At 71.1% G+C, this 20,571-nt stretch carries 17 protein-coding genes; 11 read left to right on the top strand and 6 right to left on the bottom strand.

Annotated elements, in window-relative coordinates:
• Positions 1-80: 80 nt before the first annotated feature.
• Positions 81-1,994, top strand: a complete 1,914-nt coding sequence (locus GTZ93_RS24145; protein ID WP_139923879.1) for a serine/threonine protein kinase — start codon at positions 81-83, stop codon at positions 1,992-1,994.
• Positions 1,995-2,015: 21 nt separating this feature from the next.
• Here GTZ93_RS24145 and GTZ93_RS24140 read toward each other — a convergent pair whose 3' ends face one another.
• Both GTZ93_RS24140 and GTZ93_RS24135 read right to left on the bottom strand, forming a co-directional pair.
• The gene (locus tag GTZ93_RS24140) at positions 2,016-2,837 is read right to left on the bottom strand and encodes a MopE-related protein (RefSeq protein ID WP_257979559.1); all 822 of its coding nucleotides are present in this window, start codon (positions 2,835-2,837) and stop codon (positions 2,016-2,018) included.
• Positions 2,838-2,851: 14 nt separating this feature from the next.
• Positions 2,852-3,724, bottom strand: a complete 873-nt coding sequence (locus GTZ93_RS24135) for a tetratricopeptide repeat protein (RefSeq protein WP_161663017.1) — start codon at positions 3,722-3,724, stop codon at positions 2,852-2,854.
• Between the two features lie 138 nt (positions 3,725-3,862).
• On the opposite strand from GTZ93_RS24135, the gene uppS reads away from it, so the two are divergent.
• The 10 genes from uppS to GTZ93_RS24085 all read left to right on the top strand — a co-directional run bounded on the left by uppS (position 3,863) and on the right by GTZ93_RS24085 (position 13,942).
• Positions 3,863-4,660: a polyprenyl diphosphate synthase gene (uppS, locus tag GTZ93_RS24130; RefSeq protein WP_120578794.1), complete on the top strand. Its 798-nt coding sequence runs from the start codon at positions 3,863-3,865 to the stop codon at positions 4,658-4,660.
• Complete coding sequence (locus GTZ93_RS24125) at positions 4,657-5,484, top strand: phosphatidate cytidylyltransferase (protein ID WP_120578791.1); 828 nt, start codon at positions 4,657-4,659, stop codon at positions 5,482-5,484. Before uppS ends, GTZ93_RS24125 begins: the two co-directional genes overlap by 4 nt.
• A gap of 84 nt (positions 5,485-5,568) precedes the next feature.
• Positions 5,569-7,200, top strand: a complete 1,632-nt coding sequence (gene rseP / locus GTZ93_RS24120) for an RIP metalloprotease RseP (protein WP_139920743.1) — start codon at positions 5,569-5,571, stop codon at positions 7,198-7,200.
• 10 nt (positions 7,201-7,210) lie between these two features.
• Positions 7,211-7,693 (top strand): septal ring lytic transglycosylase RlpA family protein, encoded by a 483-nt coding sequence (locus GTZ93_RS24115; protein WP_139920753.1) that lies wholly within the window; start codon positions 7,211-7,213, stop codon positions 7,691-7,693.
• Positions 7,694-7,715: 22 nt separating this feature from the next.
• Positions 7,716-8,459: a tRNA (adenosine(37)-N6)-threonylcarbamoyltransferase complex dimerization subunit type 1 TsaB gene (tsaB, locus tag GTZ93_RS24110; RefSeq protein ID WP_120578789.1), complete on the top strand. Its 744-nt coding sequence runs from the start codon at positions 7,716-7,718 to the stop codon at positions 8,457-8,459.
• A 67-nt stretch (positions 8,460-8,526) separates the two neighbouring features.
• Positions 8,527-9,558, top strand: a complete 1,032-nt coding sequence (locus GTZ93_RS24105) for an aspartate-semialdehyde dehydrogenase (protein ID WP_139920745.1) — start codon at positions 8,527-8,529, stop codon at positions 9,556-9,558.
• A gap of 126 nt (positions 9,559-9,684) precedes the next feature.
• Complete coding sequence (locus tag GTZ93_RS24100) at positions 9,685-10,719, top strand: MXAN_2561 family MXYO-CTERM-anchored protein (protein WP_139920747.1); 1,035 nt, start codon at positions 9,685-9,687, stop codon at positions 10,717-10,719.
• Entirely contained in the window at positions 10,716-11,435 is a 720-nt protein-coding gene (locus GTZ93_RS24095) for an MXAN_2562 family outer membrane beta-barrel protein (RefSeq protein ID WP_120597705.1), read from the top strand. Before GTZ93_RS24100 ends, GTZ93_RS24095 begins: the two co-directional genes overlap by 4 nt.
• 11 nt (positions 11,436-11,446) lie before the next feature.
• Positions 11,447-13,255, top strand: a complete 1,809-nt coding sequence (locus GTZ93_RS24090) for a PKD domain-containing protein (protein WP_121754850.1) — start codon at positions 11,447-11,449, stop codon at positions 13,253-13,255.
• A gap of 24 nt (positions 13,256-13,279) precedes the next feature.
• Positions 13,280-13,942 carry a molybdenum cofactor biosynthesis protein gene (locus GTZ93_RS24085; RefSeq protein WP_120578784.1) on the top strand — a complete coding sequence of 221 codons (663 nt, stop codon included), beginning with the start codon at positions 13,280-13,282 and terminating at the stop codon, positions 13,940-13,942.
• Between the two features lie 9 nt (positions 13,943-13,951).
• Here the strand turns inward: GTZ93_RS24085 and GTZ93_RS24080 are convergent, their stop codons facing one another.
• The 4 genes from GTZ93_RS24080 to GTZ93_RS24065 form a co-directional block, all read right to left on the bottom strand.
• Positions 13,952-14,632: a hypothetical protein gene (locus tag GTZ93_RS24080; RefSeq protein WP_139920749.1), complete on the bottom strand. Its 681-nt coding sequence runs from the start codon at positions 14,630-14,632 to the stop codon at positions 13,952-13,954.
• An 85-nt stretch (positions 14,633-14,717) separates the two neighbouring features.
• Positions 14,718-18,518: an ATP-binding protein gene (locus GTZ93_RS24075; protein ID WP_161663016.1), complete on the bottom strand. Its 3,801-nt coding sequence runs from the start codon at positions 18,516-18,518 to the stop codon at positions 14,718-14,720.
• Between the two features lie 163 nt (positions 18,519-18,681).
• On the bottom strand, positions 18,682-20,100 hold the full coding sequence (locus tag GTZ93_RS24070; RefSeq protein WP_139923290.1) for a M50 family metallopeptidase: 1,419 nt from the start codon (positions 20,098-20,100) through the stop codon (positions 18,682-18,684).
• A gap of 21 nt (positions 20,101-20,121) precedes the next feature.
• Positions 20,122-20,544 (bottom strand): NUDIX domain-containing protein, encoded by a 423-nt coding sequence (locus tag GTZ93_RS24065; protein ID WP_120529920.1) that lies wholly within the window; start codon positions 20,542-20,544, stop codon positions 20,122-20,124.
• Positions 20,545-20,571 lie beyond the last annotated feature (27 nt).

Below are 20,571 nucleotides of genomic sequence, written 5' to 3'. Positions count from 1 at the left end.
AGACCCAGGGTGGGCGGGTGGACGTCCCGGGTGGGGCGGGGATTTCCCTTTCCCGCGAACCATGGGAAAGCTCTGGGTCCATGCAATTGGGGAAGTACCAGTTGGTGCGGAAGCTCGCCTCGGGCGGGATGGCCGAGGTGTTCCTCGCGAAGGCGGCGGGGCCCCGGGGGTTCGAGAAGACGCTGGTGCTCAAGCGCATCCTGCCGCACCTGGCGGAGGATGAAGCGTTCGTGGAGATGTTCCTGGGCGAGGCGCAGCTGGCCGCCCGGCTGGACCACCCGAACGTGGTGCAGATCTTCGACTTCGGCGAGGCGGACGGCAGCTACTTCCTGGCGATGGAGTACATCGACGGGCCCACGCTGCGGCGGTTGATCAAACGCTCGCAGGAGCTGAAGCAGCCGTTGCCCGCGGGTGTGTGCGCGAAGATGGTGGCCGCCGCCGCGGAGGGCCTGGCGTTCGCGCACGAGCTGGCGGATCCGGAGACGGGGGCGCCGCTGGGGTTGGTGCACCGGGACATCAGCCCGGAGAACGTCCTGGTGTCGCGGCAGGGCGCGGTGAAGGTGGTGGACTTCGGCATCGCGAAGGTGGCGGGGCAGGGGCACCGCACGCAGACGGGCGTGGTGAAGGGCAAGGTGGCGTACATGCCGCCGGAGCAGCTCCAGGCCCGGCCCATGGATGGGCGCGTGGACGTGTACGCGCTGGGCATCGTGCTCTACGAGCTGCTCACCGGCCGGCGTCCCTTCGACGCGACGACGGACGTGGGCATGATGCAGGCCATCCTCTTCGAGCCCTACGTGCCCGCGGTGCAGCGCCGGCCGGACCTGCCGGAGGCGATGCAGCGCATCTTGGAGAAGGCGCTCGCGAAGGACCGGGCGGAGCGCTACCCGGACTGCCGCGCGTTCCAGGCGGACCTGGAGCGGTTCGTGGTGTCGCTGGGCGAGCCGGTGGGCGCGTACCAGATTGCCCGGCTGGTGGCGCAGGTGATGGAGGGGGTGGAGACGATGCCCCCGGTACCCACTCCCGCGAAGGGGCGGGAGACGGCGGAACTGGTTGGGGCAGGCAGGGAGCCTCCCGCGAAGGAGCCGGGCAGGAGGGCGGCGGTGACGACGCCCATGCCCGGCCGTGTGGTGGGCACGGCGTGGGAGCCGGTGTCCTCGCGAGCGTCGATGGAGGCGCCAGCGGTGACGGCATCGGGGAACGACGTGCCCTCGAGCCGGTTCGACGCGGCGACGGATCCCGCGACACCGTCAGCGGGCAGTCTGTTGGCCGCCGCGTCTCCGGAGGCCCGGTCCGAGCGGTCTACATGGTTCAAACCGGTGGAGGTTTCGGAGTCCGGCAAGGCCCTGGTGACACCGCGCGCCTCCCGGAGGATGGCGGCTGGAGCGGTGGTGTTGGTGAGCATGGCCGGGCTTGCGGGCGGCTTTGCGCTCCTGGGCCGGAGTGAGAAGGCCGCTGTGCCCGTGAGTCCGTCCACGCCGGTGGCTCGGAAGGACGACGTCCCCGTGAAGCCGCTGGAGCCGGAGGTGACGCCGGTCGTGCCGGAGGTGCGCGTGGAGCCGGTGGCCGCCGGGACGGTGGACAGCGGAACTCCGGTGGTCGTAGCCGAGGTGAAGCCCACGACGGGGGCGCCCGTGGATGCACGCGATGGGGGCCAGGTGGTGGAGATGACTCCGCCCGTGCCGCCGACTCCGCGGCCCGTGGTTGTGGCGAAGCCCGTGGTGGCCAGCACGAACCCGCCGCCGGTCCGACGGGTGGCCCCCCCGGTCCGTCGCGAGCTACCCAAGGGCAAGGTGGAGTTCCGCGTCCGTCCGTTCGGCACGGTGTACCTGGACGGCAAGAACCTGGGTCAGACGCCCTTCGCCGCCGTGGAGGCGACGGAGGGGTCGCACCAGGTCCGCGTCGTGAACAAGGACCTGGGCAAGGACGTGACCCGCTCCTTCGTGGTGAAGGCGGGACAGGACAACGTCTTCAAGCTGAACCTCGCGGCGGAGTGACGGGCGTTTCTTCAAGTCTGCTCAACCGGTACAGGTGATGCGTGACGGGTTCGCTGGGTCACAGGTAATGACCCCTCGTCCACCCTTTGGCAACACGCATGTGGCCCCGATATTGAAGGCTTCATCGACGCGGTTGTCGCAATTGTCATCCCGTCCGTCGCAGCGGAGTTCAGCCTGTCCGGGGCTGATCAGGGAGTCGTTGTCGTTGCAATCCCTGTTGTTGTTTGCGTATTGGCTGGGGCCGCTACACGCACGGACGACAGGCGCGGTGTTGGAGTTGCTCCCGTAGCCGTCTCCGTCCATGTCGGGATACCACAAGATTTTGTCTTTGATGGACCAGTCAGAGTCGTTGCAGTCGGTGCCTCCAGTGCCTTTGGAGATAAATCCATCTCCATCCGCATCAAGGGCAGGCAATTCGATAAGGGACTGTGCGATTTGTCCCTTTTCGGGGTGCCCCACGGTGAACGCGTGGCTTGTGACAGGCGCCGCGTCACAGGTCTGTTCGAATGCATCCACTTCGAGCCGGAGTTCGTCTCGCAATGCGTCGGATAACAAGGCAACCACGTGGAACGCAGCCCCGTGACTCATGTTCGGGTTCCGCGGTACCACGGTCGACGCGGCCCCTGTGCCGTCCTTCGCCCAAAGCGCCGCGCGAATGCAGCCAGGGTTGAAACCCATGGGCTGGACGATCAGCTCCAGTCCACGGTCGCAGGTGCTGGGATCCGCACGCAGGACTCCTTCAAACGCCTGCGACCCCTGTCCTTCACAGAGCCGCTCCAGCGTGAATTGGTCTGTCTCCGGCACTGTGCATCCGATGCCCAGACACCCCGAGGCCACGGCCATCACGAGCCAGTGCCTCACTGTCCACCCTCCGCGACGGTGGAATCACCGCTCAGGAAGTACGTGGTGATGGCGCCCACCGCCGCCGCGGCCGCCGTGCCGAAGAGCACGTTCGCCACGACCGCCTGGCCCCGCGCATCGTCCAGATGCCCGCTGACGTCCCCGGACAGGTCCGCGTCGCGCGCGGAGCTCACGTTGCCTCGCGACTGGAGCCCGATGACGGACCCCACGCCGCCCGCCACCACGCCGGTCCCCAGCAACACCCACGACACCGTCGGAATTCGCAGCCCCGCGCGCTCCGCACCCGCTGCCTTCAAATCCACGCCCGGAGCCGGCTCAGACGCCACTGCGACCCGAGGCGGATTCAGCGTCACCTGCTTCTCCACCACCGGAGGCCGCACCGGCGTATCCGCAGGCTTCGCCACCACCGGAGGCCGCGTTGGCTCCGCCGGCTCCTCCACCACCACGCGCTCCTGCCGCACCGTCTGCCGCACCGCCTCGAAGTCCCCCACCACCTTGGGCGACACCTTCGCCGGCAGCTTCGCCTCCGGCGCCAGCAGCAGACCCGCCCGGAACGAAGCCAGCGCATCATCGCGCCGTCCCATGTCCGCCAGGATGACGCCCTCGTAGATGGCCGCCGCGCTGCGCTCCTCGTCCGTCCGCGCCAGCCGCCGCGCCCGGGTCACCGCCGCCAGCGCCTGCTCGGACTCCAGGTCCTCATAGAGCCGGGCGGCCTCCTCCATCGCCGCGTCGAAGTACGTGCCCGCGGGCCGCGCCGCCGCCGCCCCCGTCCCCGCCGCCTGCCCGAAGGCCGGACCCGCCCCGAACACCCAGAACCCGAGCAGCCCGCCGAGCACCCGGAAGGAAGGACACCCATGAGGAGTTTTCATGGAAGACCACTTTAGCCGGGTTCATGTCCCCTCTCGAACCGTTCAACCCCAGCAGGCGACCATCCAACACCCCAGAGGGACCGGGCGGCCACGCGCCCGTGGACGCGACGCGGCGCCGCCGCTAGGGTGCGCGGCTTCATGGATCGCCCCCCCACAGTGTTGCCCACCGCCCTTGAGATCCAGGTCAAGGCCCGGCCACTCCCGCGCCATGTGGGCATCATCATGGACGGCAACGGCCGCTGGGCCGAGCTTCGCGGCCAGCCCCGGCTGGAGGGCCACCGCGAGGGCAGCGTGAGCGTCCGGGAAGTCACCCGCGCCGCCCGCCGTGTTGGCGTCCAGGCCCTCACCCTCTACGCCTTCTCCTCCCAGAACTGGGCCCGCCCGCCGGAAGAGGTCGCCGGCCTCATGGACCTCCTGCGCGAGTACCTGGAGTCCGAGCGCGCGGAAATCCTCGACAACGGCATCCGCCTCAACGCCATCGGCGAGGTGGACAAGCTGCCCCGCTACGTCCGCGAGCCCTTGGAGCGCCTCCGGGCGGACTCCGCCCACAACACGGGCATGGTGCTCACCCTGGCGCTCTCCTACGGCGGCCGCGAGGAGCTCCTGCGCGCCGCGCGCGACCTGGCTCAGGCCGCTGCCCGTGGCGAGCTGGACCCCGCGCACCTGGACGCTGACGACCTGGAGTCGCGGCTGTGGACCGCCGGACTGCCGCCGGTGGACCTCATCGTCCGCACCAGCGGCGAACAGCGCATCTCCAACTTCCTGCTCTGGCAACTGGCGTACGCCGAGCTGTGCTTCACCGACGCCCTGTGGCCCGACTTCCGCACCGAAGAGTTCCTGCGCTGCCTGTCGCAGTTCCAGGGCCGCGAAAGGCGCTTCGGTCTGACGTCCGCCCAGGTCAACCGGGACGACACCCCCCAGCGGGCCAAGGCGTGAACGAGAAGAACAAGAACCTCCTCATCCGCGTTGTCACAGGCGTCACCCTCCTGCCGCTGGTGCTCCTGCTCCTGTTCCTGGGCGGGTACTCCAGCGCCATCCTCCTGGGTGCCGCCGCGGCCGTGTGCGCCGGCGAGTACTACCTCATCACGCAGAAGCGCCTGGGCGCCGCCGCCTGGGTGGGCATGGCCTTCGCCTTCGTGATGCCGCTCTTGCCGCTGCGAGACGCCGCGCGCACGGGCGAGGCCGCCTTCTGGCTGACGTCCGTCTTCTTCTTCTTCGCGTGGATCTACAACCTGTTCCGGGGCGTGCTCGCGGAGGCCCCCACCCGGGCCGCGCACCTCGTCACGGGCTTCCTCTACGGCTCCATTGGCCTCACCGCGCTGTCCGCGCTGCGCCTGCTGCCGGAAGGGCACGCGTGGGTCATCTGCGCGCTCACCATCACCTGGGCCAACGACACGCTGGCGTACTTCGCCGGCCGCTTCCTGGGGAAGCACAAGCTCTACCCCGCGGTGAGCCCGAACAAGACGTGGGAGGGCTTCTTCGGCGGCATGGTCGGCTCCGTGCTGGGCATGTTCGTCGCCAAGCTCGGCTTCTTCCCCATCTTCACCGTGTGGGACTGTGTGGTGCTGGGCATCCTGGGTGGCCTGTTGGGCCCCGTGGGTGACCTGTGCGAGTCCATGCTCAAGCGCGCGTACGGCGTGAAGGACTCCGGAAAGCTCATTCCCGGACACGGCGGCGTGCTGGATCGCATCGACGCGCTCATCTTCAATGCGCCGCTGGTGTTCGTCTATGTGCAGTTCGTGAGGCACCTGCTGCCGTAAGTGCCTGATTTCGCGCCTGCCCGCCCGCCTTGCGGCGTGCGTTGTGCGTTGTCCGCCCCGGGGGGCGCGATTACTCTTCCGGCCATGCTCCTGAACCTCGGGTACTTCATCCTCCTGCTGGGCGTGCTCGTCACGGTGCATGAGCTTGGCCACTTCCTCGTGGCCAAGGCCTGCGGAGTGAAGGTCCTCAAGTTCTCCATCGGGTTCGGACCGAAGATCATCGGCTTCACCAAGGGGGAGACGGAGTACCAGGTGGCGCTGCTGCCCCTGGGCGGATTCGTGAAGATGGCCGGAGACCTTCCGCACGAAGAGCTCCCGCCGGAAGAGGCCGCGCGCGGCTTCCTGGCGCAGCCGCCCTGGAAGCGCGGGCTGATTGTGCTCGCGGGTCCGGCCTTCAACCTGCTGTTCCCCATCCTGGTCTACTTCTTCGTCTTCCTTGGGCCCCAGGAGACGCTGTCCACGCGCGTGGGCATGGTGTCGCCGGACATGGCCGCCGCCGCCGCGGGCGTCCGCCCCGGAGACCGCATCCTGTCCGTGGAGGGCGAGCCGGTCCGCACCTTCGACGACATGCGCGACGCGTTCGTCGGCAAGTTCAACCGCCCCGTCCCCATCACCCTGGAGCGCGACGGGCAGCAGCAGGTGGTGGAGGTGACGCCGGAGAAGAGCTCGGAGGTGTCCCCGGTGGACACCATCGAGCGCGGGATGATTGGCGTGAGCCCCTACCCGCAGCCGCCGGTGGTGGGCGTGCCGGCGACGTCCCCCGCGGCCACCGCGGGCCTGAAGAGCTTTGACCGCGTGCTGTCCGTCAACGGCGTGCACGTGCAGGACGAGGCCGCCCTCTACCGGGAGGTGGCCAAGGTGCCGGAAGGCACCCCCATGGAGCTGAGCGTGGCGCGCCTGGCCCCCGTGGACGTGGGCGCCGTCACCGGCCGGCTGCCGGAAGTGGTGAAGGTGTCCCTGCCGCGTCAGCCCGGCGAGGGCGCGGCGGCGCTGGGCGCGGAGGCGGTGGACCTCTACGTGGCGAGCGTGGCCACCGGCAGCGTGGCGGAAGGCGCGGGCATCGTTCCGGGCGACCGCATTGTCGCCATCAACGGCACGCCGCTGAAGTCCTTCAACAAGCTGGCGACGGTGCTCAACGGCCTGCAGGCCCAGCCCTTCACGCTCACCTGGCGCGGTGCCCAGGGTGAGCGCACGGAGAAGCTTGCGCAGGCGCCGCTCAAGACCCGCGACGACTACGGCCAGACGAGCGCCCCGCTGGTGTTCGGCGTGCGCCCGTGGAGCTACAGCAGCGCGGACCTGCCGCCGGTGGAGAAGGTGACCATCGACCTGGGCCCGGCCGCCGCCTTCAAGGAAGCCGCGCTCATCGTCCCCAAGATTGTCGGGCAGATGGTGCAGGTGCTGGGCGGGCTGTTCGTGGGCAAGGTGTCGCCCAGCACGATTGGCGGCCCCATCATGATGTACCAGCTGGCCGCCAAGAGCGCCGAGCAGGGCCTGGACAGCTTCCTCAACCTGATGGCCATCATCTCCATCAACCTGGGCGTGATGAACCTGCTGCCCATCCCGGTGCTGGACGGCTTCCACCTGCTGTCCGCCGCGTGGGAGGGCATCCGCCGCCGCCCCATCCCCGTGCGCGTGCGCGAGGTGGCGAACATGGTGGGCCTGGCGCTGCTCATCCTGCTCATGCTGCTGGCCGTGACCAACGACGTGACCCGCTAGCGAGGTGATGATGCGAGGACGTACCGCGCTCCTGCTGCTGGGGATGGGATTCTTCGCTGGCTGCGCGTCGCGCGCGGCGAAGCCCCAGCCGCCGGAGACCTCTTCCGGTGAAGGGGGAACGAAGGTGACGCGCCGGGAGAAGATGCCCCGCAACTACCTGGGGGAGGGCGTCGCGTCCTTCTACGGTCCCGGCCTCCACGGCCGGTCCACCGCCAGCGGGGAGAAGTTCAACCAGAACGCCCTCACCGCCGCGCACCGCACGGAGCGCTTCGGGTCGTGCGTGAAGGTGATGAACATGGAGAACGGCCGCCAGGTGGAGGTGCGCGTCAACGACCGCGGCCCCTTCGTGGACGGCCGCATCATCGACGTGTCGAAGGCCGCGGCGAAGCAGCTGGGCATGCTGGACAAGGGCCTGGCGCGCGTGCGGCTGTACCGGTGCGGCAGCGACCGCGTGTCGCAGGTGCCGGTGGAGTTCTGGGCCGTTCCGGCCTGAGTGCCTTGAAACGAAAGAAGGGATGTCGCCTGTGTTGCTCGCGCTGGACACCTCCACGCTGACGCTGTCGCTTGCCCTGGTGGAACGCCAGGGGGACGCCGTGCGCGCCGTGGAGCACGTGGTGGTGCTTCCGCCGGAGAAGCAGAGCGAGGCGCTGCCCGGCGTCGTCGGGGACCTGCTCCAGCGCCATGGCCTGAAGCTGAAGGACCTGGAGGGGCTGGCGGTGGGCCTGGGGCCGGGGTCCTTCACGGGCCTGCGCATCGGCCTGGCCACGGTGAAGGCGCTGGCGTACGCCACGGGCCTCAAGGTGGCCGGCGCGTCATCGCTGGCGGCGGTGGCGCTGGAGGGACCGGAGGGCGTGCCGCTGTTCTGCCTCGCCGTGGCGCGCAAGGACGACCTCTATCTGGGCGCCTACCGCCGCGTGGGCTTCGCCGTGGAGGCGCTGGCGCCGGAGACGGCTATGTCACCGGAAGAGGTGGCCCAGCGCATGGCCGCCGAACCGGAGGCCGTGGCCCTGGGCCCCGCGCTCGCGGACTACCGCCAGGCGCTGGAGAAGCACGGCGTCGCGCCGCACCGGCTGCTGTCCGGCCCGGCCTTCCCGTCCGCGGTGGAGGTGGGGCGGCTGGCGAGGCTGCCGGAGGCGTACTCCCAGGAGGCGCTCTTCGCCCTGGAGCCGCACTACGTCCGCGCCTCCGAGCCGGAGCGCAACCCGAAGTTCCCGCCGCTGCCGGGCCCCGCGCCCACGGCGCGGCTGAAGGAAGACTGAAGCCTCCGCCTGAAGGGCGCTTCGTCGTGCTCGCGTGGGCGGAGGCGCTGACGTAAAGGAGCCCGTCATGAGAGAGAACCTTCGGATTGCCGTGGTGGGCGCCACGGGCGTGGTGGGCCGCGAGGTGCTGGCCAATCTGTACGCTCGCGACGTGCCGATGGAGCAGGTGCGGGCCTTCGGCTCGGAGCGCTCCAAGGGCCTGGAGGTGGAGTACGGCGAGGACACGCTGGAGGTGGAGCACGCCTCGGCGGAGGCCTTCCGGGGCATCCACGTCGTGCTGCTGGCCACTCCCGCGGAGGCGTCCCGCACGCTGGCTCCGGCCGCGCAGGCCGCGGGCGCGTGGGTGGTGGACGCAAGCAGCGCCTTCCGGAGCGACGGCAACGTGCCGCTCATCCTCCCGGGCTTCAACACGGAGGCCCTGGGGCCGGGCTTCAGCTTCAAGGGCCGGGTGGTGAGCCTGCCGGGCATCGTCACCAGCGCCACCGTGCACCTGGTGGAGCCGCTGCGCCGCGCGTTCGGCGTGGTGCGCGCGCAGGTGACGGCGCTGATGGGCGCCTCCAGCGCGGGCGTGCGCGGCATCTCCGAACTGGAGAAGCAGACCGCGGACCTGCTGTCCGGCCGCGAGCCGGAGCCGCAGGTCTTCCCGCACCGCGTGGGCTTCAACCTGGTGCCCCAGGTGGGCGGCTTCATGGTGAACAGCCCGTGGACGGAAGAGGAGGGCGGCTGGACGCTGGAGGCCGCGCGCCTGTTCTCCGCCCTGGGCGAGACGCCCGTCCTGGCCGGCACCGCCGTGCAGGTGCCCACCTTCCACGGCCACGGCCTCACCGTGAACGTGCAGCTGAAGAAGCCGGGCCCCGTGGAGCAGGTGCGCGCCGCGCTGAAGACGTCTCCCTCGCTCAAGGTGCTGGATGCCCCCGGCGAGCGCATCTACCCCATGCCCATGCTGGTGATGAGCGACCCGGCCGTCCACGTGGGCCGCGTGCGCGCCTTCCCCCAGGCCCCGGAGTGGGTGACGCTCTTCGCGTCCGTGGACAACGCCGGCCGGGCCGCCGCCCACCTGGTGGACGCGGGCCTCAAGCTGGCGGAACGCCCCGCCTGACAATTTGGCAAAGCCCCCGGGGGCACCTTGCCTGTTTGGCGCGCGAACCCGGGGTTTTCCTTGGGAAACAGGCCGTCTGGACGGGGCTTGAGGGTGGCCCCGCCCTTGCTAGCTTCCAGCCCATCCATGCGCCTTCCCTTCATTGGCCTCCTGCTCTTCGCGTCCACGGCCGTGGCCCAGACGGGGCCCACGGTGGTGTTCACGAGTTCGTCCACCGCCACGAACAACACCGTCACGGTGCCCAAGAGTGAATGTGGCCAGGAGCGCCGCTTCAGTTGGCAGCGCAGCGGGAGTGCCTGTGAGGACTCGATCTATCTCTACGTGACCACGGGGTCCTGCGGCACGCGGCCCGCGTCCACGGACCTGGTCCTGGCTTCGCTCGACTCGGCCAACACGACGACGAACGGCGTCGTGACCTTCACCGTGGGGGAGGCGCTCGCCGCGCGCGGCGGCGGCTCGGACGCGGGCTCCGTGACGACGTGCGACACCCAGGACACGGAGATCTCCTTCAAGCTGTGCGCGTCCGCGCGGCGGCTGGGCGGCAGCCTGGGGTTCGATTGCCAGGAGACCTTCTCCAACGTGGGCAGCCCCCCCTTCGTGGTGAAGTACGACCCGCAGCCGCCCGCCACGCCCTCCATCGCGAAGGTCATCGCCCGGGACTCGGCGCTGTCGGTTCAGGTGGATGGCGCGGAGGCGAACTCCACCGTCGTGGTGGAGGCGGCGAGGGTGGCCACGGCGGGCTCGGATGACGCCGGGACGGATGAGGATGCCGGTACGGACACCGATGCCGGGACGGACGTGGACGCGGGCACGGAGGACGGCGGGCAGGGGCTGGTGGGCGCGCTGGCGCTGGAGGGCACCACGGGGCCGGTGACGCGCGTCACCAAGGCGTCCGGCGAGGGCAACGTCGTCGTCAACGGCCTCACGAATGGCGTGACGTACCGGCTCCAGGCGACCATCATCGACACGGCGGGCAACGTGAGCACGGGGTCCACCCAGGTGGATGCGACGCCCGTGAAGAGCAATGGTTTGTTCGATGCCTATGTGGAAGATGGCGGTCAGGAGCGCGGCGGGTGTGCCGCGACCGGCGGCGGCATCGCGGGTGGCGCGGTGCTGGCCGCCCTGGGCATCTGGCTGTCGTCTCGGAGGAAGGTGTCATGAGCAGCACGGCTGTGGGCCTGGGAGTCGCGGCGCTTCTCTTGGCGGTACCGGCGGTGGCGCAGGAGGTGACCATCCCCACGCGCTCTCCGCGCACGGGCGCGGTCATCTTCCGCGCGGGCGGCTACAAGCCGCGCATCGACACCGAGAAGGCCCTGAACGGCAACACGCCGTACAAGGACACCTTCGGTGACACGTCGCTGCTGCTCGTCGAGGGGGAGCTCCAGCGCTTCTTCTACCAGGGCATCGGCACGGCGGGCCTGGGCCTGGGCCTGGGCTACGGGGAGAAGTACGCGGACGCCAAGCTGGATGACGGCTCGGCGGCGGCGGACAAGGCGGCGCTGAAGGTGCTGCCCATCCAGCTCAACGCCTTCTACAAGTTCGACTACGCGGCCTTCCGCTGGGGCATCCCGCTGGTGCCGTACGCCAAGCTGGGGCTCATCTACTCCCCCTGGTGGATGACCAAGGGCAGCGCCACGGAAGAGGTGGAGGGCAGCAAGGGCAGCGGCGGCAAGTGGGGCTGGGGCGGCACCGCCGGCGTGTCGTTCCTCCTGGACGTGCTGGAGCCGCGCTTCGCGCGCGACTTCGACTCGGACCTGGGCGTGAACCACTCGTACCTCTTCGCCGAGTACACGCATGCGGATGTGAACAACTTCGGCGGCAAGGGCCTGAACCTGGGCAGCCGGCGCTGGATGTTCGGTCTGGCGTTGGACTACTAACCGAAAGGCCCATGGCCTCCCGACCGCGCGCGCACCCGTCCCCGCTTCCGTTCCTCCTCCTCCTGGCCGCCGTGGGCCTGGGAGCCTCCGGCTGCCGGGGGCTGAGGGCGGACCTGGGACCGGAGCGCACGCTGGAGGCGGGAGTGCCGGAGGCCTTCGGCTCCACCTCCCCGAAGGCGCCCTCCATCACCTGGGACTTCGGGGACGGCACGCCGCCCCAGACGGTGCCGGGCGTCCGCCACGCGTGGGCCACCGCCGGCCGCTACACCGTGCGGGCGCTGGACGGGGACAAGGAGCTGGCCCGGGTGGTGCTCACCGTGGTGCCGCGCCCGGTGCTCCGCGCGGTGCCCGAGGACGCGCAGACCGTGCTGTGGGTGCCCCGTCTGCGCGGCAACGTGGAGGGGTTGGTGAACTTCTACGGGCGGCTGGTGGGCGAGGGCAACATGCGCCAGACGCTGGCGGACACGCCGCTCGTGCCGCTGCTGCTGCGCAGCCTGGGGCCCGGTCCCTCGGAGGTGGACCCCGAGGAGGGTTTCGGCTTCTTCCTCCTTCCGGACTTCGACGGCGTGGTGGCGCTCCTGGGCGTGACGGATTCGCGGGCGGCGCTCGCGGCCGTGGTGCGGGAGCTGCGGAGCGCCGGCCACCGGGTGCTGCCCCGTGAGGACGGCAGCGCGCGCGTGGAGCCGGTGGACGGTGGCAACGCCATGCTGCTCTTCGCGGACCGGGGCTACGTGTACCTCGCGGTGCCGGATTCGCCGGACGCGCCGGAGCCCGGGGAGACGGTGAAGGCGCTGGCGGTGGCGGAGTCTCCGGACGTGGAGCTCGTGCGCCGCAAGGTGGAGGCGCTGTCCGGGCCGGGCATCTCCGAGAACGCGCTCCTGGCGGAGCTGCGCGGCAAGGTGCGCGACGGCAGCGTGTTCCTCTTCTCCGCGCCGCCGGTGCCGGAAGCGGAGAAGGAGGACATGCCGGTGCGCGGCTTCTTCGGCGCGCTCGCGGTGCAGGCGGACCAGGCGGAGCTGGACGGCTTCTTGGCCTCGTCCCGGCCGCTGCTGGGCGGCGCGCGGGGGCCGGCGTCGCAGCTGCTGGGACGCGCGGCGGTGGGGCCGGTGGCGGCGGCGCAGCTTTCGGTGCCTCCGGAGGAGCTGGCGCGGCTGGTGTTCGGCTCGCCGGAGTCGCCCCGGCGGCAGCGGACTTTGGAGCGCTGGCGCAAGCAGGGGCTGGACGCGGAGCCGCTCCTCAAGGCGCTGCGCGGCGACGTGACGATGCTCGTCTACTTCGACGCGGCGGCCTTCTTCCGGAGCTTCATCCAGGACCAGCGCCCCGCGCCCAAGGGCACGGTGGTGATGGAGGCGGGCCTCGCGTCCGTGCCGCCGGTGCTCCAGCTCATCCAGAAGCAGCTGCAGGACAACGGGCTCGTCTTCCAGAAGGAGGCGCAGGGCGGCACCACGCGCTTCCGCACGCGGCTCATGGAGCAGCCGGTGTCGCTCACGCTCACCCCGGAGCGCGCCACGCTGGAGGCGGGCGAGGTGCTCAACGGCCGCGAGCTGGGGGACGTGGGCAAGACGCTGCGCACGCGCTTCGGCGCGGAGGCGTTCGGGCCGGGCCACCTGTCGCTGATGGTGGACATGGGGCAGCTGCGGGCGGACCTCGCCGGGGTGCGCTCGGTGCCGGGCGTCGCGACGGCGAAGCTCCTGATGAGCCAGCTCTTCGTGACGGCGCTCCTGGAGAAGTTCACCCCCTTCGAGTACGGGTTCCTCGACTTCTCCCCGGTGGACGGCGGCGGGCGGCTCCAGGGCCGCGTCGTGCTGCGCGAGCGCTAGGGACACGCAAGCAGGAGGCAGGCCATGTCCGTCACGGTGCTGTACTTCGCCGCGGCCCGCGAGCGCGCGGGCCTGTCCCGCGAGTCGTTGGACGTGCCTCCCGGGGCGCGCGTCTCGGACGTGCTCGCGTTGCTCGCCTCGAAGCACCCTCCGCTGGCGCCGCTCCTGCCGCACCTGCGCGTGGCGGTGCAGCAGCAGTTCGTGGGGCTGGACTCACCGGTGGCGCCGGACGCGGAGCTGGCGTTGATTCCGCCCGTGGCCGGTGGGGCGCCGCGCCTCTTCTCCGTGGTGGGCCGGCCGCTCCAGCTCGCGGAGGTCGTGGACGCGGTGGCCTCGCAAGGGGCGGGCGGGCTGGTGACGTTCTCCGGCGCCGTGCGCGACCAGACGAAGGGCCGGCGCGTGCTCCGGCTGGAGTACGAGGCCTACGCGCCCATGGCGGAGGCGAAGCTCACGGAGATTGGCGACGAGGTGGCGCGCACGTGGCCGGGGACGCGGCTGGCCATCATGCACCGCGTGGGCACCCTGGTGCCGGGCGAGCTGGCCGTCGTCATCGCCGCGGCGTCCGCGCACCGCAAGGAGGCCTTCCTGGGCTGTGAGTACGCCATCGAGCGGCTCAAGCAGGACGTGCCCATCTGGAAGAAGGAGTACTTCGAGGACGGCGAGGTCTGGGTGGGCCTGGGGCCCTGAGCCCGCGTCCTAGCGCACGCCGAAGCTCGCCGGGACGGTGACGCGCACGCCGCCGTCCTGCTGTTGCGTGGCGCGCTCGGCTTCCGTCATGGGCTTCATCGGCTTGTCCAACCCCATGGCCTTGCGCCGCGCCTCTTCCTTGTCGTGGGCCACCTGCAGCGCCCGCGCGTTGTTCGCGGCCATGCGCGCCGGATCCGGCCCCATGACGAGGAAGGCGACGGGCGCGCTCAGGAAGAGGATGGCCACCGTGATGAGCCAGGCCACGTCCCGCACGCGGAAGCGCCCCGCGCGCTCCTTCACCACCGACGGCTGCAGCAGCAGGTTCAGCTCGCCCTCCACGAGGCGCAGCGTCATGCCCTCGCGCAGCTCCACCGCCGTGCGGCCCGGGGCGCCCGTCAGCTCGTCGGGGCCCACCGGTTGGAAGTCGTGGCCCTTGAGGCTCTTCTCCACGCGGGCGGCCGGCGGCACGTGGATGCGCCAGCCCTTCGGAGTGCGTTCGGCGAGGAGGAAGGGCTCCTCCGGCAGCGTGAAGCCGTAGAGGGGCAGGGGGGCTTTTTCGTCGGGCGCGGCGTGGACCTGGCCCAGCTCGGGGCCATAGCTCCAGGCCTCCGCCAGGGAGGTGCCCCAGTACAGCTCGCAGAAGAGTCCGCCGTCCGCCACGGAGGCGGAGGGCGCGGAAGGCGTGGGCATGTCGGGCCGGAGCATAAGGCCTTGGCCGCCGCCCGGCCCGGCTTCGTGAGGCCGGACGTCCCCTGGACGACGGGCGGCCTGCTGCTCAGTCGCCCGTCAGGTCCTTGAGCAGCGCCTCCAGCGTCTCGAAGTGCAGCGGCTTCACCAGGTGCGCGTCGAAGCCCGCGGCCTTGGAGCGCTGGCGGTCGGACTCCTGGCCGTACCCCGTCACCGCCACCAGCTTGAGGGGACGGGGCTCCTCCTGCTGGCGCAGCAGGCGGGCCAGTTCGTAGCCGTCCATCACCGGCAGGCCGATGTCCAGGAGCGCGATTTCAGGGCGGAACTCCTTCGCCGCCTCCAGGCCGCTGGGGCCGTCGTAGGACACGCGCGTCGTGCAGCCGAGGAACTCCAGGGACTCGGAGAGCACGTCCGCCGCGTCCCGGTTGTCGTCCACGATGAGCACGCGCGCGCTCACGGAGGTGGGCTCCTGGGGGACGAGCGCGCCGGGCTGCGGCGTGGGCAGCGCGGCGGGGGCTTCCGCCTCCAGCGCGGGCAGGCGCACGGTGAAGGTGCTGCCGCGGCCGCGGCCCGCGCTGTGCGCGCTGATGGCGCCTTCGTGCAGCATCACCAGGCTGCGCGCGATGGCGAGCCCCAGTCCCAATCCGCCCTGCGAGCGGTCCAGGGCCTGATGCTCCTGCACGAAGAGGTCGAACACGCGTGGCAGCATCTCCGGCGCGATGCCCACGCCGGTGTCGCGCACGCTGAGGACGAGCTCGCGGCCCTCGCGCGTGCCCGTCACGGCCAGGAAGCCGCCCGGCTCCGTGTACTTGGCGGCGTTGGTGAGCAGGTTGGCGAACACCTGCGCCAGGCGCGTGGGGTCGCCGTTCAGGTCCATGCCGCGGTCAGGCAGGTCCACCTCCAGCGTGTGCTGGCGCTGGTCGATGAGCGGGCTGATCTGCTCGATGGCCTTGGCCACCACGTCGGTGAGCGTGACGCGCTCGCGCTTGAGGGTGACCTTGCCCCGGGTGACGCGGCTGACGTCCAACAGGTCGTCCACCATGCGCACCAGGTGCGTCACCTGCCGCTCGATGAGCGTGCGCTCACGCTCCGCCGCCGTTTCACCCCTCAGGCGCATCAGCTGGAGCGCGGTGAGGATGGGGGCCAGGGGATTGCGCAGCTCGTGGCCGAGCATCGCGAGGAACTCGTCCTTGGCGCGGTTGGCGGCCTCCGCCTCGCGGCGCGCGGTGGCCAGCTCCGTCACGTCGAAGGCGACCACGATGATGGACTCCACCTGGCCCTTCGCGTCGCTCATGGGCTGGTAGACGAAGTCGAAGAACACCTCGCGCGCGGACTGGTTGGGGCCGTCGTTGAAGACGACGCGCAGGGAGCGGCCGATGTACGGCTCACCCGTGGTCAAGACGCCGTCCAGCAGCTCGTAGATGCCCTGGCGCGCCAGGTCCGGCAGGGCGTCGCGGATGGCCTTGCCCGTCACGTCCCGGTTGGCGACGAGCTTGAGGTAGTTCTGGTTGGCGAACTCGAAGACGTGCTCCGGGCCGCGCAGGATGGCGATGCCCACGGGCGTGTGCTGGAAGATGCGCGCCAGCCGCTCGCCGTGCGCGGCCTCCAGCTTGCGCAGCCGGGAGCGCGTGAGCTGCGCGGTGACGCGCGCGAGCAGGTCGCGGGTGGAGAAGGGCTTCACCAGGTAGTCATCCGCGCCAGCGTTGAGGCCCTCTTCCTGGGCCTCCTCGCCCGCGCGGGCGGACAGCAGGATGACGGGCACCGTGCGGGTGCGCTCGTCCGCGCGCAGGGCCTGGAGCAGCCCGAAGCCGTCCAGCCGGGGCATCATCACGTCGGACAGGATGAGGTCCGGGGGCCGGGCGAGCGCGGCCTGGAGCGCGGCCTCGCCGTCCGCCACCGCTTCCACCGTCCAGTGCGCGCCGAGCAGCCGGCCCACGTACTCGCGCATGTCCGCGTTGTCGTCCGCGAGCAGCACGCGCCCGCGCTCCTCCATCCCCAGCGGCGCCGGGTCGATGGTTGGGGGCGTCCCGTCGTCATTGGCCGGCGGGGACGGCACGTCCGTCAGCCAGCCGAGCGCGTCGCGCACGTAGGGGTCCGCGCCCGCGGGCAGCGAGCGTTGGCTCTTCGCGGACGTCACGTGCTCCAGCGGCAGGTGGGCGAAGCCCGTGGGGATGCACACGGTGAAGGTCGTGCCGCGCTCCAGCTCGCTCTGGACGGTGAGGGTGCCGCCGTGCAGCCGCACCAGCTCGTGCACCAGCGCCAGGCCAATGCCGGAGCCTTCGTGGGAGCGCGCGCGGGCGCCGTGCACGCGGTGGAAGCGCTCGAAGAGGCGGGGCAGCTCGTGCGCGGGGATGCCGGTGCCGGTGTCGGTGACGCGCAGCTCGATGTGCCCGTCCTTCAGCGCCTGCGCCACGGTGATGGTGCCGGTGAAGGTGAACTTCAGCGCGTTGGAGACGAGGTTGAGGACGATCTTCTCCCACATCTCGTGGTCCACCCAGGCCGGCTCCGGCAGGGTCGGACAGTCCACGTCGAGCACCAGGCCCGCGCGCTCGATGGCGGAGCGGAAGGCGCTGGCGAGCCCGGCGGTGAGGGCGGCCAGGTCGGTGGGCTCGTAGGCGGCGCGCACGCGCCCGGCCTCGATGCGCGCGAAATCCAGCAGCGTGTTGACCAGCTTGCGCAGGCGCACGGCGTTGCGGTGCACCGTCTCCAACGAGTCGCCCTGGAGCGTTCGCTCGGGGCTGGCGAGCGCGTCCTCGGTGGGGCCCAGGAGCAGCGTGAGCGGCGTGCGCAATTCGTGGCTGATGTTGCTGAAGAAGGCCGTCTTCGCGCGGTCCAGCGCGGCGAGCTCCTCCGCGCGCTGACGCTCTGCCTGGTAGGCGCGCGCGTTGGCGACCGAGGCCGCGACCTGCTCGGCGGTGGCCTGGAAGAAGGCGTGATAGCTCGCGTCGAGCAGCCGCCGGGGACTGACGCCGCCCACGAGGAAGCCGGACGGCCGGGACTGGCCGGGCTGCGTCAGGGCGCGCACCACGGCGAGCGATGGCGGCGTGTTCCAGCGGCCGCCGGGCAGGGCGTGGAGGCGCTGCCCCAGGTCCTTCACGATGACGGAGTCACCGGTGCGGGCGGCCTCGGCGAAGGGCCAGTCGGTGCCGGACTCGGAGGAGAGGGACTGCTGCGTGGGCAGCGCGGCCAGGACGGTGTCGGGCAACCGGCTGCTGCCCGCGAGGCGCGCGGTGTCGCCGTTCGCGTCCAACAGGTAGAGCAGGGAGAACGGCAGGTCCAGGTCGTTGCCCGCGAGCACGTCCAGGCTGGTGAGGCAGGCCTGCTCCGGGGACTTCGCGTCGGCGGAGCGGGCCGCCAGGTCGCGCAGCATGCGCAGCTGCCGGTCGAACTGCACCTCCTGCGTCGTCTCCCTCACGGTGACGAGCACTCCGCCCACGCCGCCCTGCTCGTCGGGGATGGGGCTGTACGAGAACGTGTGGAACGTCTCCTCGACGAATCCCCGGCTGTTGAGGAACAGCGCCAGGTTCTCGCTCCAGGTCGCGGGGCCGCCGTTGAGCACGCCCTGGGCCATGGGGCCGACGACGTCCCAGATCTCCGACCAGATCCTCTCGCCCGGCGCGCCCAGGGAGCCGGGGTGCTTGCGGCCCAGCACCGGACGGTACGCGTCGTTGTAGACCTGGATCATCTCCGGGCCCCACCACATGAGCATGGGGAACCGGTTGTGGAGGACGACGCCCACCATCGTCTTCAGGCTGACGGGCCAGTCGCGTGACGGACCCAGCGGCGTGCGCGACCAGTCCAACGAGCGCACCAGTTCACCCATCTCACCGCCGCCCGCGAAGTGGCGCTCCTCGGAAGGGGGGACGGGGGGGAACGGGGGCTGGAGCATGCGGATCTCTGATGGGCGGCGCGAGGTGGAAGAAGCCTTGGGCTTCTATGGGCGCACACGCAGCCGTGCAATCGCCGAGGTGGATCGCAACCGTGCAGCACCTGCCATCCAACAGTGGCTCCGCTTCCTGGCTGGAGGGCAGTGGAGCAGGCGGACGGACGCCTCAGGGAGGCAAAGGCGTCACGACGCGCGCCGGTTGCGCGGACGTCCCCGCGTCCAGAGGCGCGACGGCGGACGCGGACGTCCCCGCATCCAGAGGAGTAACGGTGGACACGGACGTCCCTGCATCCGGAGGCGCAACGGCGGACACGGATGTCCCTGCATCCGGCTGCGAGGTGGTGGACACGACCGTGCCTGCGTCCTGCACCTTGGGGACGACAACGGTCGCGGACGTCCCGGCATCTGGAACCGCGGGCGCCACGGCCACCGGTTTCGGCGCCACCGGCGCGGGGCTCGCCACCGCGAGGACGCCCGCATCCAGGACGACAGTCGCGGGCGTGGCGACGGGCGCGACAGCGGGGGCCTTCACGCCAGGGGGCGGAGCCTCTGACGACGGCAGCGCGCGGCGGATCTCCGCGCCTGCAGTGGCCACGATGCCAATGGACAGGAAGAGGAACCCGGCCGTCTGCGCCACCGTCTCCACGCGAGGCGGGATGCGCCGTCCACTCACCGCTTCGATGGCGAGCAGCAGCACCCGGCCGCCATCCAGTCCCGGCACCGGCACCAGCGTCAGCATCGCCAGCGCCACGGACGCCGCCACCAGCGCGCGCACCAGCGCATCCGTCCCGGACGCGGTGGACGACGCGACGTCGGACGACTCCTGGCGCATCATCGCGCCCGGCCCGGCCTTGCCCGCGACCTCCGGCCCGCGCACCATCGCCACCAGCGTGGACAGCGCCTCGGACGCCACGCGCCCGGTGTGCACCAGCGACTGGGTGAACGCCTCTCCAGGCGCGTGCGTGCGGAACACGTACTGTTGGCTCACGCCGATGCGCCCCGCGCCGCGCTCGTCCGCCCGGGGCCGCACCGTCACCGTGCGCGGCTCGCCGTGCCGGTCCACCGAAAGCTCCAGCTGCCCGCCCACGCCGTCCGCCACCCGCGCGACGAAGTCGGACCAACTCGCCAGCGGCTTGCCGGCCACGGCCACCAGCTTGTCTCCGGGCAACAGCTGCGCCCGCGCCGCCTCCGAACCCGGCAGCACCGTGCCCACCGTCAGCGGCACCACCACGTGCGTCCCGGATGAATACAGCGCGAACAAGAGCCCCAGCGCGACCGCGTAGTTCGCCAGCGGCCCCGCCAGGATGATGGCCATCCGCTTGAGCGGCCCCAGCGTGCCGAACCCGGACGTGTCCTCCTCCGCGGAGCGGTGCGGGTTCATCCCTTGAAGATTGGCGGACGCGCCCAGCGGCACCGCGCCCAGCACGAACTGCGTCCCGCCCAGCCGGAACGACAGCAGCGGCGGCCCGAAGCCCACGGTGAAGCGCGGCACCCGCACGCCCAACAGGCGCGCGGCCACCAGGTGCCCCAGCTCATGGACGATGAGCAGCGCTCCGAGCGCCAGGAGGACGAACAGGTAGTGCATCCGTGGAGGCCCGTCCTACGCCTACAGCTTGCGGCGCTTCCCGGTGCGCTTGTACGTCAGGTAGTCGGACAGGATGGTGCCGTGGTCGAAGCACAGGTCCTTGGGCAGCGCGTCCACGGTGAACGTCTTCGCCTCCGCCGCGTCGTCCGCGCCCACCGGCTCGCCCGTCGCCTTCGCGATGAACACCGTCGAAATCGTGTGCAGGCGCGGGTCGCGCTTCGGATCCGAGTAGCTGAAGAACTGCTCCTCCAGCGTCACGTCCAGGCCCGTCTCCTCCTTGGCCTCGCGGATGGCCGCTTTGTCCAGGGGCTCACCTTCGTCCACGAAGCCGCCCGGCAGCGCCCAGCCCACCGGCGGGTTCGCGCGGCGGATGAGCACGATGCGCTCTCCGGACAATTCGATGATGCAGTCCACGGTGGGTTTGGGGTTGCGGTATTCAGGCATGGCGTCGCACTCTACCCAAAGCCCCCT

Origin of the sequence: Corallococcus exiguus (assembly GCF_009909105.1) — a bacterium.
GTDB lineage: Bacteria > Myxococcota > Myxococcia > Myxococcales > Myxococcaceae > Corallococcus > Corallococcus exiguus.
This window is presented reverse-complemented; position numbering and strand designations above follow the sequence as displayed.

Coding starts and splice junctions, on each gene's coding strand:
- GTZ93_RS24145 (WP_139923879.1), top strand. CDS start 81: ATGCAATTGGGGAAGTACCAGTTGGTGCGGAAGCTCGCCTCGGGCGGG.
- GTZ93_RS24140 (WP_257979559.1), bottom strand. CDS start 2,837: ATGGCCGTGGCCTCGGGGTGTCTGGGCATCGGATGCACAGTGCCGGAG.
- GTZ93_RS24135 (WP_161663017.1), bottom strand. CDS start 3,724: ATGAAAACTCCTCATGGGTGTCCTTCCTTCCGGGTGCTCGGCGGGCTG.
- uppS (WP_120578794.1), top strand. CDS start 3,863: ATGGATCGCCCCCCCACAGTGTTGCCCACCGCCCTTGAGATCCAGGTC.
- rseP (WP_139920743.1), top strand. CDS start 5,569: ATGCTCCTGAACCTCGGGTACTTCATCCTCCTGCTGGGCGTGCTCGTC.
- GTZ93_RS24115 (WP_139920753.1), top strand. CDS start 7,211: ATGCGAGGACGTACCGCGCTCCTGCTGCTGGGGATGGGATTCTTCGCT.
- tsaB (WP_120578789.1), top strand. CDS start 7,716: ATGTCGCCTGTGTTGCTCGCGCTGGACACCTCCACGCTGACGCTGTCG.
- GTZ93_RS24105 (WP_139920745.1), top strand. CDS start 8,527: ATGAGAGAGAACCTTCGGATTGCCGTGGTGGGCGCCACGGGCGTGGTG.
- GTZ93_RS24100 (WP_139920747.1), top strand. CDS start 9,685: ATGCGCCTTCCCTTCATTGGCCTCCTGCTCTTCGCGTCCACGGCCGTG.
- GTZ93_RS24095 (WP_120597705.1), top strand. CDS start 10,716: ATGAGCAGCACGGCTGTGGGCCTGGGAGTCGCGGCGCTTCTCTTGGCG.
- GTZ93_RS24090 (WP_121754850.1), top strand. CDS start 11,447: ATGGCCTCCCGACCGCGCGCGCACCCGTCCCCGCTTCCGTTCCTCCTC.
- GTZ93_RS24085 (WP_120578784.1), top strand. CDS start 13,280: ATGTCCGTCACGGTGCTGTACTTCGCCGCGGCCCGCGAGCGCGCGGGC.
- GTZ93_RS24080 (WP_139920749.1), bottom strand. CDS start 14,632: ATGCCCACGCCTTCCGCGCCCTCCGCCTCCGTGGCGGACGGCGGACTC.
- GTZ93_RS24075 (WP_161663016.1), bottom strand. CDS start 18,518: ATGCTCCAGCCCCCGTTCCCCCCCGTCCCCCCTTCCGAGGAGCGCCAC.
- GTZ93_RS24070 (WP_139923290.1), bottom strand. CDS start 20,100: ATGCACTACCTGTTCGTCCTCCTGGCGCTCGGAGCGCTGCTCATCGTC.
- GTZ93_RS24065 (WP_120529920.1), bottom strand. CDS start 20,544: ATGCCTGAATACCGCAACCCCAAACCCACCGTGGACTGCATCATCGAA.